This is a genomic window from Pseudomonadota bacterium (assembly GCA_039024915.1).
Taxonomy (GTDB): domain Bacteria; phylum Pseudomonadota; class Alphaproteobacteria; order Rhizobiales; family MH13; genus MH13.
In genome coordinates, this window is sequence record JBCCPK010000003.1 from 347,769 (window position 1) to 363,886 (window position 16,118).

Genomic DNA, 16,118 nt, shown 5'->3' on the forward strand with positions numbered 1-16,118 from the left:
GCTATAGCGCCGACGAGCCAAGGCTTTGTCGAACGTTGATCGACGTATCAGAAGACCAGTCGGCCGTCACGTCACTCAATCGATCCAGCCCGGTTTATGCCACTCCGGGGCTTGGCCGACAGCACACCGGTTAGTTCGTTGAGCGCTTTCGCCACCTCGCGCTGCTGGTGTTCGTCCAATCTCGTGAGCAGTTTGCTCAGGTGCTTTTGCTGAATCTCAGCCGCCGCAGCGAACGCCACCTCACCGGCTGGGGTGAGCTTGACAAGCGTTGAGCGCCGGTCGGTGGGGTGCGGAGTCCGGACGGCCAGCTCATCTTTTTCAAGTCCATCGACAAGAGCCGTCACGTTTCGCTTGGTTACCGACAAACGGTCCGCCAACTGGATCATGGAAAGCGCGTCCTCGTACCGAAGCGTCTGCAAGATCTGGAAACGCGCAGGCGACATGTGCACTTCCGCAAGGCCATCGCGCAGAAAACGCATGAATGGCGGGATAAACTGGCAGATGGCCTGTGCAGCTGAGCCAGACATGGGTTCGATTTCGCTTCTAATTAGTATACGATTACACTATGTATCTGCACAACTATCGTGCGATTGGATCGGTGTACCAAATGACACAGGCGGATGTAAGCTGGACCGTGATCACTGGATCGACCGGCGGCATAGCGAGCGAGATTGTCAAATTGCTCGCCTCTCGCGGCGACGCAATGGTTTTTGTGAACCGGACGCTCGAAGAGGCTGACTTGCAGCGGGACCAGATCAAAGCTGACTATCCGAGCGCTCAAGTGGAGATTGTCATCGCTGATCTTATGGAGACCGCCCAGATTGCTGAGGCGGGGGAGCGGATCAACGCATTGCCGGGCAAAGTAAGGGCCCTCTACAACAATGCCGGCATCTTAACATCCAAGAAGATTCTCAACTCGCGGGGTCTGGAATCGCATTTCGCTGTCAACACGCTGGCGCCCTATCAGCTGATCAAAGCACTTAAGCAAAAGATGGCGCGCACCACAGAGCAAACGCCTGCCATGGTCGTCAACTTCGCCTCCAGCGCAGTTTTCAGGCCTAAAGCCCTTGAGCTGGGCAGCCTCGTCAATCCCGAAAGCGTCGGTGGTTTGATGAGCACGTACGCTCAAAGCAAGTTAGCCGTTACCGCACTCGCGGATGCGCTCGCTGAAGAGTTGAAGGCTGACAACATCCTGATCCGCGCGATCGATCCCGGTGCGACCAAATCCCCAATGACAACGGGAGGCAATTCGGGGATGCCCACCTTCATTGCTTGGCTCGCACCACTGTTGTTTAGCCCCGCCAGCAAACAAGCAGTGAAGATTGTGGAGGCAGCCGACCCTTCGGCCTTCGGCGGAAGCACAGGCATCTTTGTCGCCAATCGCCGCGAAAAGACGATGCCCAGAACAGCGACGGATCCGGAAACTCAACGAGGCCTCATTGAGTTACTTGATCGCCTTTTGTCGTGACAGTTTCGTATTGCTTTGGACGACCTACTGGTGTCCTTCATACCTAGCCTAAAAAACGCCAATAGTTCCGTGCCACCCGCGGCACGTTCGACGACCGCACTGGATTGACCTTACGACCCATCTTATCAGGCCTCATTCTATCACCATGGCGTTGTGAGGTGTGTTGTTCTCGTTGAATCTCACAGGCCGAAGAGCCTTTTCCATTACACGGTATGCGCTTTCCATACCCACATGGGTCAGCGGGCCTCCCATCCGGATGGTGCTTTTGGCTGACCTCCACGCTTGTAATCCCTGGATGGGCAAAGCGAGGATCGAGCTGCTCGTCGAGCAGGCAAATGCGCTGGAACCAGATTTGGTACTCCTGCTTGGGGACTATGCGACCGGCATGCCCTACCTGATGACCTCGTCGGTTCCGGATCAGCAGTGGGCCAACATCCTAGCAGGCCTGAAGGCCCCCTTGGGTCGTTTTGCGGTCTTGGGCAATCATGACTGGTGGGAGGATCGAGAGGCGCAGCGCCGAGCAAGCGGCCCTGTATCAGGCCAACTTGCACTCCAAGAGGTCGGAATTTCGGTGCTGGAGAACCATGCTGTACGGATCACAAAGGCAAAAAAACCTTTTTGGGTCGCCGGATTGGGTGATCAGCAAGCTCTTCTTGGGCCAAGACGCTTCTTGCGTGCTGGTCGATCCGGGGTCGACGACTTGGCGGCAACGCTCAACACGGTCGGTGATGATGCCCCCGTTATTCTGATGGCACATGAACCCGACATCTTTCCTGAAGTGCTCAAGGTCGCTCGTCGAGTGCCCTTGACAGTTTCCGGTCACACCCACGGTGGTCAGGTCCGGTTGTTTGGTTACTCGCCGGTTGTTCCGTCCCGGTTCGGCAATCGATATGCCTATGGCCATATCGTGGAGAAAGCGCACAATGGTGACGACGCACACCTAGTCGTATCGGGTGGTCTTGGCTGTTCCATCGCACCGATACGCTTTGGTGTGCCTCCTGAAATCGTGGTCCTGGAATTATCTGCGTTACGCAGCGGGATATCAGACCCATGATGCGGCGCGATTGAACAGCCTCAAAACCCACCGTTTTGGGGGCGCCAATACCGGTGGGTTTTCAGTCGATGCATGCAGGCCAAGGCAGCTGGGTGGCTCAGGCTGCGCGAACGGTGCCCAGGAACTCCCGAACGCTGCTGCGAAGGCGTTCAGCTTCCGAAGCAAGTTCCGATGACGCAGCTTTGACCTGACTTGCCGTCTGTTCGGTCTCAGCGATCGCGTTGGAGACTTCGCCGATGTTTGCGGTGACTTGCTGTGTCCCGTCGGCTGCGTGCTGCGTGTTGCGCGCGATCTCCTGGGTGGACGAGTGCTGCTCTTCGACCGCCGCGGCGATGGACGCCGAGCCGGTGTTGAGTTCCTCAATCATACCGCCGATCTCGCCAATCGCATCGACAACAGCGGTTGTGTCGGCCTGCATGCCGGTGATCTGAGCGGAAATCTGCTCCGTTGCCTTGGCCGTCTGGCTCGCAAGACCCTTCACTTCGCTCGCCACGACAGCGAAGCCCTTCCCGGCTTCCCCGGCACGCGCCGCTTCAATCGTGGCGTTGAGCGCCAGCAGGTTGGTCTGTTCGGCGATGTCCGAAATCATCGAGATAACATCACCAATGGTTTGCGCACTCGATGACAGCTTCGAAACCGTCTCGGTCGTGGTGACGGTGCGCCGGGCTGCGCCATCGGTCATTTCAGCCGATTGGCTCACGCGCTCGGAGACTTCGGCGAGCGAGTTGGTCATCTCTTCACTTGCGGCGGCAACGGTTTGAACATTGCCGGTCGCCTCCTGCGAGGCCGCAGCGACCTCAGCCGAGCGGTCGCCTGCCGATTTGGCCGCTTGGCTCAAGGTATCTGCGAGCGCGACCATGGTTTGCGCCGCTTGCGATACAGAAGCCACAACATGCTCGACGCTTGTTTCGAAGCCGTCCGCCAGCTCATTCATGGAGCGCCGCTTGTCGGCTTCCATCTCGGCGGTGCGCTTGTCGTTCTCCGCTTCCATGGATTTGGTGCGCTTGAGGTTCTCCCGGAAGAACTGAAGTGCCTTGGCCATATCAGCCACTTCATTTTCGCCTTTTGGACACGGAATATCGGTCTCAAGATTGCCATCAGCGACCAGCTGCATCTTTTCGGTCAGCGGCTTGAGAGGTCGAAGGGCCGCCGCGCACCAGATGCCCATAGCAAGCGACAGGACCCCACCGAGCACCAGGATACCGATGACGATAGCGGTGAAGGAGTTCACGGTGGCCGTCACTGAGGCGGCAATGGCTTGGTTGTTGGCTTCCTGCAGATCGATGAACTGGTTGATCCGGCCAAGCCACTCCGAAAAATTCGGGCTCGCTTGTGTCATCAGAAGCGTGCGTGCTTCGGCAGCCTGCCCGGCGAGCTGAAGCCTGACGACTTCTTCGTAAAGGGGAACAGTGATTGCTTCGATCTCCTGGATCGAACGCAGGATCGCCCGTTCGCGATCGGTGATGTCCGTCAATGTTCCGAACATCCCATCCATGGATGTGGCCGAGTCTGCGTAGAAGGCTTTGAGGTCCTGGATTTCCTGGAGCGCCTTATCGACGCCCGCCTGGTCTTCCGCCAAAACGACGTCCCGAACGGAGATCGCCCGATCGTGCACACTGCCGCGAAAGTTGATCGCATAGCGCTGCATGACGCTGTTGCGTTCGTTGACGGTTGCAAGGTTCGACCTCAGACCCTCAACTTTCCAGACGCTGTAGCCGGCAACGATCGCCGTGACTGCGACCAGCGAGATAAAGGCCGCGATGACGCGCGTGGAGATATTGACGTTGTGAAACATGGCGAAACCTAAACCGTAAGGAGATGACGTGGGCGACACGCATATTTACGCATACGGTAGGTTAGACCTTCGTTAAGAATGAAACCGGTTTTCGCGCATGACGTCCGGTCGGCGTTCCCGCGATCGGTGGTGCATGCGTTGATGCTCCTTAGGGCGCTGCTTTCACGGTATGGCTCCAGAGGTTTAGGCCTCTGTAGATAGCAGGAGAGGGTCCCTCGCCGAGCTCTTGAAGTTCGATTAGACCGGCTGCCTCAAATAACGCCTATGCCGCCGTGCTTAGCGGTCCGCCGGTCGCCCAGCCGATTTCACCTCGACGTCTGGCGCGGACTGATCGGGCGGCTTGCGGGCGGCAATGGCGCGCATCGTTTCGCCCAGTTCAGCCTGCCATGGACCCAATACCTCGCGGATGCGGGCCAGATAGGCCTCGTTCTCCGTCGGCGGAATTTCAAGATCGTAGGCGTCAGCGACCGAAATCATCGCCTTGCGGTCCATCTCTTCAAAGGCGTCGGCCATGGCCTGCGCGTTGGCATGTGAATGGCCCAGCGCCTCGAACGCGGATCGGCCCATACGCACCGAGCCGTCATAGGTCTCGCGGATGATGTCGCGGCAGCCGGTGGCATACAGATGGTAGACATGATCACGGTCAATCGCGCGCGCCATAACGTGCAGGTTCGGGTAGTTATGGATCGCGTAGCGGACCAGCTCGGTAATCTGCTCCTTATCGTCGATGGCAACGACCAGAAGCTTGGCCTCGGCGATTCCCGCTGCCGCTAACAGATCGGGGCGCGTGGCATCGCCGAAAAACAGGCTGACGCCAAACTTGCTCATATTGTCGATCTGCTTGGATGAGAAATCGATCACCGTGGGTTCATAGCCCGCGGCCTGCAACATGCGATCAACGATCCCGCCAACCCGGCCCCGACCGGCGATGATGATCGGGCTTTGCTGATCGATCTCGTCCTGCTCGCGCACCTGGGCTTGGTCGTAGCGTGGGGCGATCACCTGTTCGTAGAGAATGAACAGCAACGGCGTCAGCAGCATCGACAGTGCAACGACCAGAAGGAGCTGATCGGCCAGCGCGCCGGGGATAACGGCGTTCGCAACGGTGAAGGACAGCAGGACGAACCCGAACTCGCCTGCCTGCGCCAGACCAAGGGCGAACAGCCAGCGGTCCGCACCATGGATTTTGAAGATGACTGCGAGGCCATACAAAACGGCGACCTTGGCCGCGATGACGCCCGCCGTCAGCGCGAGGATGGATGCGATGTTGCCAAACAGCAGCTCGAAATCGATGCCAGCCCCAACGGTCATGAAGAACAGGCCGAGCAGCAGGCCCTTGAAGGGATCGATGTTCGATTCCAGCTCGTGCCGGTATTCGCTGTTAGCCAGCACAACGCCGGCAAGGAAGGTTCCGAGCGCCGGCGACAGGCCGACCAGCGACATCAGCAGCGCAATACCAACGACCATCATCAAGGCGGTCGCGGTGAACAGTTCGCGCAGCTGCGCGACGGCGATGAAGCGAAAAAGCGGGCGTGTGAGGACGCTTCCGCCCAGCACCACAAAGGCGATAGCGGCGAGCGTGACAATGGCTGCCTGCCAGCCAAGAAGCCCATCGACAAGGCTCATGGAAGAGCCGTGATCATCGCCATGGGCATCATCGGAAGTATGAGCGGCATCACCGGCTTTTTCCGATATCGCCTGAAGTGCGTCGCCCGCATGCGCCACGGCGCCGCTTGCCGCGTCCATAAGCTCGGGCAAAGCAAGCAGAGGCAGCAGCGCGAGCATCGGAATGACGGCGATGTCCTGGAACAGGAGGACCGAAAAGCTCGATCCCCCGCCGTCGCTCTTCATCAGACCTTTCTCGTTGAGCGTCTGGACGACGATCGCGGTAGAGGAGAGCGCAAAGACAAACCCGATGGCCAGCGCAACCGTCCAAGGTTGACCGAGCACCATGGCCGCCGCAGCAATCAGCAATGCCGTCACCGCCACCTGCCCACCACCAAGGCCGAGAAGCCGATTGCGCATGGCCCAGAGCATTTTAGGCTCAAGCTCCAGCCCCACCAGAAACAGCATCATGACCACGCCGAATTCAGCGAAATGCTGGATGGCGATCACGTCGACGTTGAACAGGGCCAGCAGCGGCGAAATCACGATGCCCGCGATCAGGTAGCCCAGGACCGAGCCCAGACCGAGCCGCGAGGCGATGGGCACGGCGACAACGCCCGCGATCAGAAAGACGAACGCGAGAAAAAGAATATCCGTCATGCGCATCCCCCGAGCGTTTGACGATTGGTTGATGTTGAGTTTTGCAGGTCGTCGGGCAAAGCGCCAGAGGCGGTCTGCCGATGGCGTCTCCGGCCTCGGACGGCTACGCGCTCATCGGCGTGTTGGCTGCCTATGCCGATACTATGCCGACGAAGCCGCGTCCGTTCGGCGCCTACTGAGCCGCCCCAATCGCATTGAGCTCCACCGACAGGTCGAGCAACAGCGTTGGTTGGATCGCTGCCGGTTCGCTGAACGGGTTGGACATGGCGGTGATGGTGAAAAGGATGAACCCTGTATAGGTCGCGAACATGGAAAGCAGAATGATCGTGTCTTTCGATGGCGGGTAGATGAAATATCCCGCCGCAACCATCGCGACCCCCAACACGGCTGCCGACCAGAACAGATAGCCCAGTCCAGATTGCGCATGGAACTCTCGAAGGTCGCGCTTTTCGGCGACGATACCGATATTGGCAAGCATGTTGTCGCGGAGAGCTTCCTGCCGACCGTTTACGGGCTCGAGATCGAGGACCGCCGCGTACACGTTCCCCCACTCCTCCCATGCGGCATCGAGCAGGCTTAGCTCTTCGCCGAGCCGGCTCCACTCCGCACCGGTCGCAAGGTCCAGATAGGAGCGCAAGCTCGCCGCCACCGTCGATGCAATTTCCCCTGCGCCATACCGATCCATATCGTAGAATAGGTCGGACACCGCGTTCGCTTCCGTCGCTACCTCGAATTCGATCTGCTGATACTCCGCAACTTCGGCAGCAAACACAAGCGCGAGCACCAGGCCATGGAGAGCCGCGATACGGAACAGGATCGACCCCGCCAGATCGTTGGTATCGGCATCGGTCTTCGGGCGCATGGCTGACCGAGCCGCAAGGTAGATGGCCAAAACGCCTGCAATGGTCGCGACGCATATGCTGACTGCGAGAAGCAACGCATCCTCCTAGTGCCGATTTCCGAGGTGACCTGATGCACGGGCATCACCTCAATTGCCAGTGCGATTTTGCAACTGGGCGCGCCGGCTTTGCCGGCTCATTTTTTGTCGTTTCAGCTGGCATCCGCCTTGCAAGGCGTGACGGGACTCCCCCGCGGCTGGCTTTCAATGCCAGCCCTCCCCCGCACCGCGAAGGACCGCCAATATGAGTGGAAACGCAGCCCGGCTAAGCGCCATCAGTTCAATTGCAACCGCGAAAGCCTACGAGGCAGCCATTGATTATGAACATAGTCCAACAAGCAGCGTTTGGGGCCAAAATGTGTTTTCTCTCAATGAGATGGCACAGCGCCTACCGAAGGCTGTTTTCAAATCCTTGAAGAAAACGATCACTTCGGGTGAGGCACTGGACAGCTCGACCGCTGACGCTGTCGCCGAAGCGATGAAGACCTGGGCGCTGTCGAAGGGCGCCACGCACTATGCGCACGTTTTTTACCCGCTGACGGGGCTGACTGCCGAAAAACATGACTCTTTTTTCGATCCCGATGGCGATGGCGGCACCATCGCCACCTTCTCCGGCAGTGCGCTTATTCAAGGCGAACCCGACGGATCATCGTTCCCGAACGGTGGCATCCGGCAGACGTTTGAGGCGCGCGGCTACACCATCTGGGACGTCACAAGCCCGGCTTTCATCATCGAAAACCCCAACGGGACAACGCTTTGCATCCCCACGGCCTTCGTTTCGTGGACCGGCGAGGCGCTGGACAAGAAGACCCCCGTGCTTCGGTCCATGCAGTCGCTCAATGAACAGGCGCAGCGCGTTCTGACGTTCTTCGGTACTGATGGGCCGTTTGTCTCGGCCACCGCTGGCGCGGAACAGGAGTATTTTCTGGTCGACAACAACTTCTTCTACGCCCGGCCGGACCTTCTAGCGTGTGGACGGACGCTGTTTGGGTGCCCGCCACCCAAGGGTCAGGAGTTTGATGATCATTACTTTGGCGCCATTCCGGAGCGGGTTCAGTCGTTCATGTTCGAGGTGGAGCGCGAATGCTTCAAGCTCGGCATCCCGACAAAAACCCGCCACAACGAAGTTGCGCCCGGTCAGTTCGAGATCGCGCCGGTGTTTGAATACGCCAACATCGCGACCGACCATCAGCAGATGATCATGACGACGTTGAAAAAGGTAGCGGGCAAATACGGCATGGCCTGCCTGATGCACGAGAAGCCGTTTGCCGGGGTCAACGGCTCGGGCAAGCACGTCAACTTCTCGATGGGCTCGGCAACGGCCGGAAACTTGTTCGACCCGGGCGATACGCCGGCGGAGAATGCGCAGTTCCTCGTCTTCTGTACGGCCATGATCAGCGCGGTCTTCAAACACGCCAAGCTTTTGCGGGCCGTCGTCGCTTCAGCATCGAACGATCACCGCCTGGGCGCGAACGAAGCGCCGCCGGCGATCCTCTCGGTATTCCTGGGTGATGAACTCAACGAAGTTTTCGAATCGATCGTCAACGGTAGCGAGGTTTCGTCGAAGAAGAGCACGCTGAGCCTCGGGGTCGATGTCATTCCGACGATCCCCAAGCACTCGGGCGACCGCAACCGTACCAGCCCGATGGCGTTCACCGGTAACCGCTTCGAGTTCCGCGCGGTGGGCTCAAACCAGTCGATTGCCGGGCCAATGGTCGCGATGAACACGATCATGGCCGAAGCGCTTGATGAAGCGGCGACCTATCTCGAAGGGGCCGACACCAGCAGCGCGGAGAAGCTCGGCGCAGCGGTCGAGGGCTATATCAAGAAGGTCTGGGCGGAATGCTCGACTGTGGTGTTCAACGGCGATGGCTACTCCGACGCCTGGCACGAAGAGGCGGCGAGCCGCGGGCTGCCCAACCTCAAGACCACGGCGGACGCCTTGCCGGTGTTGCTTGACGAGACTTACAAGGCGCTCTTCTCGAAATACAATGTGCTGTCCGAGCGTGAACTGCATTCGCGTTATGAGGTCTATGCCGAGCAGTACATCGCCTCGGTGAACGTCGAATCAAACCTTGTGGTCGAGATGGCCAAGACGATCGTGTTCCCGGCGGCCATTCGCTACCAAGGCGAGTTGGCATTAAGCTTGGCCAACCTCAAAGCGGTTGGGATCGAGACCGACTCGGAGACCTTGCAGAAGATCACGACCCTGATCGCCGACCTGCAGGCAGGCATCGACAAGCTTCAGAGCCTGAAAGACGCCGAGCACGATCAGGGGGACACCGTGGCCCATTGCCTGTTCATCAAAGACCAGGTGCTGCCCCAGATGGTCGCCATCCGGGCGATCGTTGACGAGCTGGAAGGGCTCGTCGCCGACGATCTGTGGCCGCTGCCAACTTTCCAGGAGATGCTGTTTATTAAATAGCTTTTCCGCACTCATGGCACCGGCTGCGTCGACCTCACTTAACCACGACGCAGCCGGTGCCCTGAGAAACGCCTGATCCCAAAGGCTTAGCGGTCTTGGCGACTGAACACCTTTTGCTTCCCGCGCTTGGCGCGTAAAACAATGCTGCGGGAGCGAAATGAGCGTACGGTGTTCGCATGCATGCCACAGGATTTCAGGAAGCGGCTTTTGAGCGCTGGCAGGCGCTGGCCGGCAAGGCGTTGAAGGGCGCGCCGCTCGACGCGCTTCAAAGCACGACCGACGAAGGCATCCAGCTCGATCCGCTCTATCCGCCCAGCGATGCGGCGGCGCTGCCGTTGCGCGGCGGCGGAACGCCTTGGGTGATCAGCCAGCGCATCGACCACCCAGACCCTGCAAAGGCGGCGGACCAGCTCATGGCCGAGCTTGAAGGCGGCGCCACGGGTCTGTTGTTATCGGCGCAAGGCGCGCCGGGCGCGCTCGGTTACGGGATCAAAAGCGACGCGCTTGGCACCCTTCTCGACGGCGTTCTGGTGGACGCTGTGCGCATCAGCTTTGAGCCGGGGCCGGCGCGCATTCGTGGCGCGCGTCATCTCGCGTCAGAGCTTGCGGCTTCAACACCGCCAAACAGATCGATTACGGTCGATTTCGGCCTCGATGCGCCAAGCCTTTTGGCAGCAACTGGGGGTTTGCGCGGCTCGCCGGAGACAACGCAAGAGGCGCAGTCGAAGCACCTCGAGGAGCTGGCTTCACACGGCTTTGGTGGCACCATCTACCGCGCAGACGGGCGCGTTGTGCATCGGGCAGGCGGAACCGACGCCCAGGAATTGGGCTTCGTGCTGGCAAGCTTCGTGTTCATGCTCAAGAGCGGCGGTGATCCGTCCTTTCAAGCGGAAAACACCCTTTTGGGCGTCGCGGTCGATGCCGACCAGTTTGCGGGCGTCGCCAAGCTACGCGCATTGCGGCTTCTGCACGCCAAGCTCCTTGAAGCGGCGGGCCTTCCGCCCACCCGCGCGACCATCGCGGCCGAGACCAGCGGGCGGATGCTCACGAGGCGCGATGCCCATGTGAACATGCTGCGGGCGACCACCGCCACCTTTGCTGCCGCCATCGGAGGGGCCGACATCATCACCGCCCTGCCCTTCTCGCAGGGTTTGGGGTACCCCGACGCCTTCGCGCGGCGGACGGCGCGGAACACGCAATTGGTTTTGATGTCTGAAAGCCATCTGTATCAAGTCGATGACCCGGCCGCCGGTTCAGGCCTGCATGAAGCCTATACGCAGGCGCTCTGCGAGAAGGCGTGGGCGTTCTTCCAGTCGATCGAAGCGCAAGGCGGGGTGGTTGAAGCGCTCGTGTCGGGCCATATCCAGCGCGCCGTGGCAGAAGCACAGGCAGCGCGGGCGCAGGAGATTGCATCGGGCGCGCGCAAGCTCACCGGCTCCACGATCTATCAGCTTCAGACCGAATATCCGGTGGAGGTCGAAGCGGTTGAGCGGTCTGCCGAGCCTCTGAAGGACGATCTTGCAACCTATTGTGAGCCGCTCCCGGTTGTGCCGCTTGAGCCGTCCGTAAGCGTTGACGAGGGTTCCGCATGAGCAAGCTTCCGGATTTTGCCAGCCTGCCGAAGCCTGATTTCACAGGCGCCGGCTCGTCCGTTTTGCAGCCCGATCCCGCTGACCGAGCGCAAGCATGGGAAACACCGGAAGGCATTGCCGTGCAGCGCAGCTATGGTGCCGGCGACCGCGAAGACCTCGACCATGTCACCTCGTTGCCGGGCGTCGCGCCTTATCTGCGCGGTCCCTACCCCACCATGTATGTACAGAGGCCCTGGACGGTCCGGCAGTATGCGGGTTTCTCGACCGCAGCGGATTCGAACGCCTTCTACCGCCGCAACCTCGCCGCCGGTCAGAAGGGCCTTTCGGTGGCGTTCGACCTTGCCACCCACCGTGGCTATGACAGCGACCATTCGAGGGTTTCGGGCGACGTCGGGATGGCCGGGGTCGCCATAGACTCGATTCTGGACATGCGCCAGCTATTCGACGGCATCCCGCTCGACGAGATGAGCGTGTCGATGACCATGAACGGCGCGGTCCTGCCCGTCATGGCACTCTACATTGTGGCGGCGGAGGAACAGGGCGTATCGCCGGACAAGCTGGCCGGGACCATCCAGAACGACATCCTCAAGGAGTTCATGGTCCGCAACACCTACATCTATCCGCCCTCGCCTTCGATGCGCATCATCTCCGACATCTTCGGCTATACCTCGGCCAACATGCCGAAGTTCAACTCCATTTCGATATCCGGCTACCACATGCAGGAAGCGGGTGCGACGGCGGACCTTGAGCTTGCGTACACGTTGGCCGATGGCATCGAATATGCGCGGCGCGGGGTCGGCGCGGGGCTTGATATCGATACCTTTGCGCCCCGGCTGTCCTTCTTCTGGGCGATCGGCACGAACTTCTTCATGGAGGTCGCCAAGCTGCGCGCGGCACGGCTTCTGTGGTCGAAGCTCATGAGCGACGAGTTTGCGCCGAAGAACGCCAAATCGACCGCCCTGCGGACCCACTCGCAGACGTCCGGCTGGTCGCTGACCGCGCAGGACGTCTACAACAACGTCATCCGCACCTGCATCGAGGCGATGGCGGCGACGCAGGGCCATACGCAGAGCCTGCACACCAACGCGCTTGACGAAGCGCTGGCGCTGCCGACTGATTTCTCGGCCCGGATCGCACGCAACACGCAGCTTTTCCTGCAACAGGAGAGCGGCACCACGCGGGTGATCGACCCGTGGGGCGGCTCTTACTTTGTGGAGCGGCTCACCGCCGACCTCGCCGCCCGCGCCATGGAACACATCAGCGAAATCGAAGAGCTTGGCGGGATGGCGAAAGCCATCGAAGAGGGCATCCCGAAGATGCGCATTGAGGAAGCGGCGGCCAAGACCCAGGCGCGTATCGACAGCGGGCGGCAGGCCATCGTCGGGGTGAACTGCTACAAACCCGACCGGGAACAACCCATCGATATTCTCAAGGTCGACAACGCCGCCGTGCGCGCCGAGCAGCTCGACAAGTTGGAGCGGCTGCGGGCGGAACGCGATGCTTCCGCGGTGGAGAGCGCGCTCAACGCGCTCACCAACGGGGCAGCCGCCGATGGCAATCTGCTCGCGCTGTCGGTCGATGCGGCACGCGCAGGCGCGACGGTCGGCGAGATTTCTGCTGCGATGGAGCAAGTGTTCGACCGTCACCGGGCCGAGATCAAGGCGATTTCAGGTGTTTACAAGCGTGAGGCTGGGGCGATGAGCGACGCGATCCAGAAGGCTTTGGCGATGACCGATGCCTTCGAGGAAGCCGATGGGCGACGGCCCCGTATTCTCGTGGCGAAGATGGGCCAGGACGGCCACGATCGGGGCCAGAAGGTCATCGCATCCGCCTTTGCCGATATCGGGTTTGACGTGGATATCGGCCCACTGTTCGCAACCCCGGAAGAAGCGGCGCGGCAGGCCGTCGAAAACGATGTGCACATCGTCGGCGTTTCGTCGCTCGCGGCGGGCCATCTGACGCTGGTTCCATCGCTGAAGGCTGCGCTGGCCGCAGAGGGCCGCGAGGACATCATGATCGTGGTGGGCGGCGTGATCCCGCCGCAGGATTTCGACACGCTGATGGACGCAGGCGCTTCTGCCATCTTCCCGCCGGGTACGGTCATCGCCGAAGCGGCGGTCGATCTGCTTGAAAAGCTCAACGGCGCGTTGGGCTACGCCCAGCAAGCGGCGGAGTAGAGAACCGCGATCATATCCCACAAAACGCTTGGCTTTCCAAAGGCGTCACCCTCGCCCGTGTGGCGGGGGTCCATGCGCGCGTAACGGCATTTCAGGGTTCAGCGAGTGAGGTATAGACCCTCGGGACAAGCCCGAGGGTGACGATCGGGGATACGGCGATGACGAGTTTGCTCCTCTGGCGTTGAAACCCGCGCGCTCACCCATCCCGCTGGGCATCGAGAAGCGCACGGATCGCAGTCAGGTCCTCGATCAGTTGCGCAGCATGCGCGCCTTCAATGCGCTCCCCGAGCCATGCAAAATGCGGTGCTGCGGCTTGGAGCGCTTCCTCACGGGCAGCGCGGCCAGCTTCGGTAATCCCGACGAATTTCCCGCGCCCGTCCTTCGGGTTCGGCGTTACTTCGACAAAGCCTTTGCCTTCCAGCCGCCCGATAGTCGAGGTCATTGTGCCCTTCGACACCTGAAAGGCGTTGGCCATCTTCTGGGGCGGCTGTGGGTCGCGTTTCGACAGGTGGTTGAGGAGCGAAAACTGCGCCACGGTCAGCCCATGTGGCATCGACCGTTCGAACAGGGTTGTGGCCAACTGGTTGATGATCCCGATTTCGGTGAACAGACGAAACAAGTCGGGATCATCAGGTTTGGCTGGCATTACGGAACTTTCACGGTCAGGCTTGCCGGACGCGGGTCTGCGCGGGCCAGCGGGGGCTGGCCTCGATCGCCGGACCGTACCCGATCCTGCCGAGCATTTGCACCGTCTGGTTTGGCCGCGCGCCAAGCGCCCGTTTGGCTTCGTCATAAAGAGCGGCCATCTCATCATATTCCTGCAGGGCCTGGCTAAGCGGGTGCATGTCGACACCCCGCGCGGTCGCCTCCAGATGCATGCGCGTCCAGGCGCGCCCGGATGCGATCTGTTCGGCACGGCTATCGCTGTCGGACACAATCCAGACATAGCCCATCGCCGAAAAAATGAGATCATTGTAGGCCTGAAGGCCTTGCGCGAACGCCGTTGAACTTGTGTCGGCAATCGCTTCGCGGGTCAGAAGCCCGGCGGCGTTCAGTCCCTCAAAGAACGCCCCGCCGAGATCGATCCCGTCGGGATTTGCGAGAATTTCGGATTTGCCGATGCGCATGAGGTCGATGCTTTCTTGCAGCGTTCGAGGCGTGTAGCTCTCGATCTCGTGGCCGCGCCATGTGATGTCACGCAACTGGGCGATCTTCTCCGCTTCGAGGGTCGAACCATAGGTCAGACCGTCGCTCGCAGCGGCGGCTGCCACGATGGCGTCCACATCCGTTGCCGGAACCGCACGCGCGGTGTCATAGGGCTCCTTGTTGGTGTGACGCCTGACGATCTGTGCGAACAGCAGGTCTGGCTGGGCGGCACCCTCAAGGAGTTGGATCGTGGCAACGGGGCGGGTATCGAGGCGTGGCAGCGGCGCACCCTCGGGGAACAAGGTGATGTTAGACCTGAAGCCTTCTTCCGCCGCCGCAATCGCAAACAGTTCGAGAAAACAACCAAGGCTAATCGTGATCTGGCGGTCGAACGGATCGGTTTCGGGAAGGCGGCGGTCGAGGTCACAGTACAGTGTGAGCGTGTCCGGCTCGGACAGGTCGACCAGCCACGGCTGGCGGTTGTGCGCGTTCGGCGCAAGAACGGCATAAGACAGGGCGCGGGTTCGGACATCATTTCCCTGTCCTGCCTGCTGCCAGGGCAGGCGTGCGCTCTCGGGATCGCGGGTTGTAACCCACGTGCCGGCACCAAGTGCGGTCGCGCCGAGGATGACCCCCGCCCCGCCAAATACACGCATGAATTTCCGGCGACGCGGATTCGGTAGGCCGTCCTTTTTGTCGGTGTGATCGGTCATCTGACAACTCCATTTAGTTTGATGCCAAACCATATATAGTTTGATATCGAACTAGTCAAGCGATCATCCCCCCCTTGCGCTGACACAAACCGTTGCACGCGGTCCGCCGAGTGCTACATGCAGCGCACCGGAGCGCCGTGCGGCGCGAATCATCACACAAGGCAGGACTTCGCCATGCTCCTCACCACGACCTCATCGCTGCAGGACAAATCCATCGTCGATTACCGAGGGATCGTCACCGGCGAAGCGATCCTTGGTGCCAATATCTTCAAGGACCTGTTCGCTGGCATTCGCGACATCGTTGGCGGCCGGTCTGCAGCCTATGAGAAGGAGCTGGCCAAGGCGCGGTCCATCGCGATGCAAGAGATGCAAGAGCGCGCAGCAGCGATTGGGGCGAACGCCATTATCGGCGTCGATATCGACTATGAATCGGTGCAGATGGGGTCCGGCGGCGGCATGTTGATGGTGTCGGCCAGCGGGACTGCGGTGATCGTCCAGTAGCTGACCGGACGAGGGAAAGAACGGCTTTTCCACGACAGCCGAGCGAACAAGGCTGGGCGAGCGGCACCGCTGCGGTTATGGTCC

12 protein-coding genes are annotated in these 16,118 nt (G+C 60.5%); 6 read left to right on the top strand and 6 right to left on the bottom strand.

Annotation, left to right across the window (positions count from 1 at the left end; translation table 11 throughout):
* Nucleotides 1-71 precede the first annotated feature (71 nt).
* A complete protein-coding gene (locus tag AAF739_07865; GenBank protein ID MEM6382573.1) occupies nt 72-527 on the bottom strand; it encodes a MarR family transcriptional regulator in 456 nt (151 codons plus the stop codon).
* A gap of 38 nt (nt 528-565) precedes the next feature.
* Here AAF739_07865 and AAF739_07870 point away from each other — a divergent pair, with 38 nt between their 5' ends.
* Nucleotides 566-1,468, top strand: coding sequence for an SDR family NAD(P)-dependent oxidoreductase (locus AAF739_07870; GenBank protein ID MEM6382574.1), 903 nt, complete (start codon nt 566-568; stop codon nt 1,466-1,468).
* Between the two features lie 256 nt (nt 1,469-1,724).
* Nucleotides 1,725-2,522, top strand: coding sequence for a metallophosphoesterase (locus AAF739_07875; protein ID MEM6382575.1), 798 nt, complete (start codon nt 1,725-1,727; stop codon nt 2,520-2,522).
* Between the two features lie 97 nt (nt 2,523-2,619).
* Here the strand turns inward: AAF739_07875 and AAF739_07880 are convergent, their stop codons facing one another.
* The 3 genes from AAF739_07880 to AAF739_07890 form a co-directional block, all read right to left on the bottom strand.
* Nucleotides 2,620-4,317 carry a methyl-accepting chemotaxis protein gene (locus tag AAF739_07880; GenBank protein ID MEM6382576.1) on the bottom strand — a complete coding sequence of 566 codons (1,698 nt, stop codon included), beginning with the start codon at nt 4,315-4,317 and terminating at the stop codon, nt 2,620-2,622.
* Between the two features lie 276 nt (nt 4,318-4,593).
* Nucleotides 4,594-6,582 (bottom strand): cation:proton antiporter, encoded by a 1,989-nt coding sequence (locus tag AAF739_07885; protein MEM6382577.1) that lies wholly within the window; start codon nt 6,580-6,582, stop codon nt 4,594-4,596.
* Nucleotides 6,583-6,754: 172 nt separating this feature from the next.
* The gene (locus AAF739_07890; GenBank protein ID MEM6382578.1) at nt 6,755-7,519 is read right to left on the bottom strand and encodes a hypothetical protein; all 765 of its coding nucleotides are present in this window, start codon (nt 7,517-7,519) and stop codon (nt 6,755-6,757) included.
* A 205-nt stretch (nt 7,520-7,724) separates the two neighbouring features.
* Between AAF739_07890 and AAF739_07895 the strand changes: the two genes are divergently transcribed.
* The 3 genes from AAF739_07895 to scpA all read left to right on the top strand — a co-directional run bounded on the left by AAF739_07895 (nt 7,725) and on the right by scpA (nt 13,674).
* Complete coding sequence (locus AAF739_07895) at nt 7,725-9,905, top strand: glutamine synthetase III (protein MEM6382579.1); 2,181 nt, start codon at nt 7,725-7,727, stop codon at nt 9,903-9,905.
* A gap of 176 nt (nt 9,906-10,081) precedes the next feature.
* Complete coding sequence (locus AAF739_07900; GenBank protein MEM6382580.1) at nt 10,082-11,497, top strand: methylmalonyl-CoA mutase family protein; 1,416 nt, start codon at nt 10,082-10,084, stop codon at nt 11,495-11,497.
* Nucleotides 11,494-13,674 (top strand): methylmalonyl-CoA mutase, encoded by a 2,181-nt coding sequence (gene scpA / locus AAF739_07905; GenBank protein MEM6382581.1) that lies wholly within the window; start codon nt 11,494-11,496, stop codon nt 13,672-13,674. The genes AAF739_07900 and scpA overlap by 4 nt, the downstream gene beginning before the upstream one ends.
* A gap of 196 nt (nt 13,675-13,870) precedes the next feature.
* Here the strand turns inward: scpA and AAF739_07910 are convergent, their stop codons facing one another.
* The gene (locus AAF739_07910; GenBank protein MEM6382582.1) at nt 13,871-14,320 is read right to left on the bottom strand and encodes a MarR family transcriptional regulator; all 450 of its coding nucleotides are present in this window, start codon (nt 14,318-14,320) and stop codon (nt 13,871-13,873) included.
* A 16-nt stretch (nt 14,321-14,336) separates the two neighbouring features.
* Nucleotides 14,337-15,533, bottom strand: a complete 1,197-nt coding sequence (locus tag AAF739_07915; protein ID MEM6382583.1) for a twin-arginine translocation pathway signal protein — start codon at nt 15,531-15,533, stop codon at nt 14,337-14,339.
* Nucleotides 15,534-15,707: 174 nt separating this feature from the next.
* Here AAF739_07915 and AAF739_07920 point away from each other — a divergent pair, with 174 nt between their 5' ends.
* Entirely contained in the window at nt 15,708-16,034 is a 327-nt protein-coding gene (locus AAF739_07920) for a heavy metal-binding domain-containing protein (protein MEM6382584.1), read from the top strand.
* Nucleotides 16,035-16,118 lie beyond the last annotated feature (84 nt).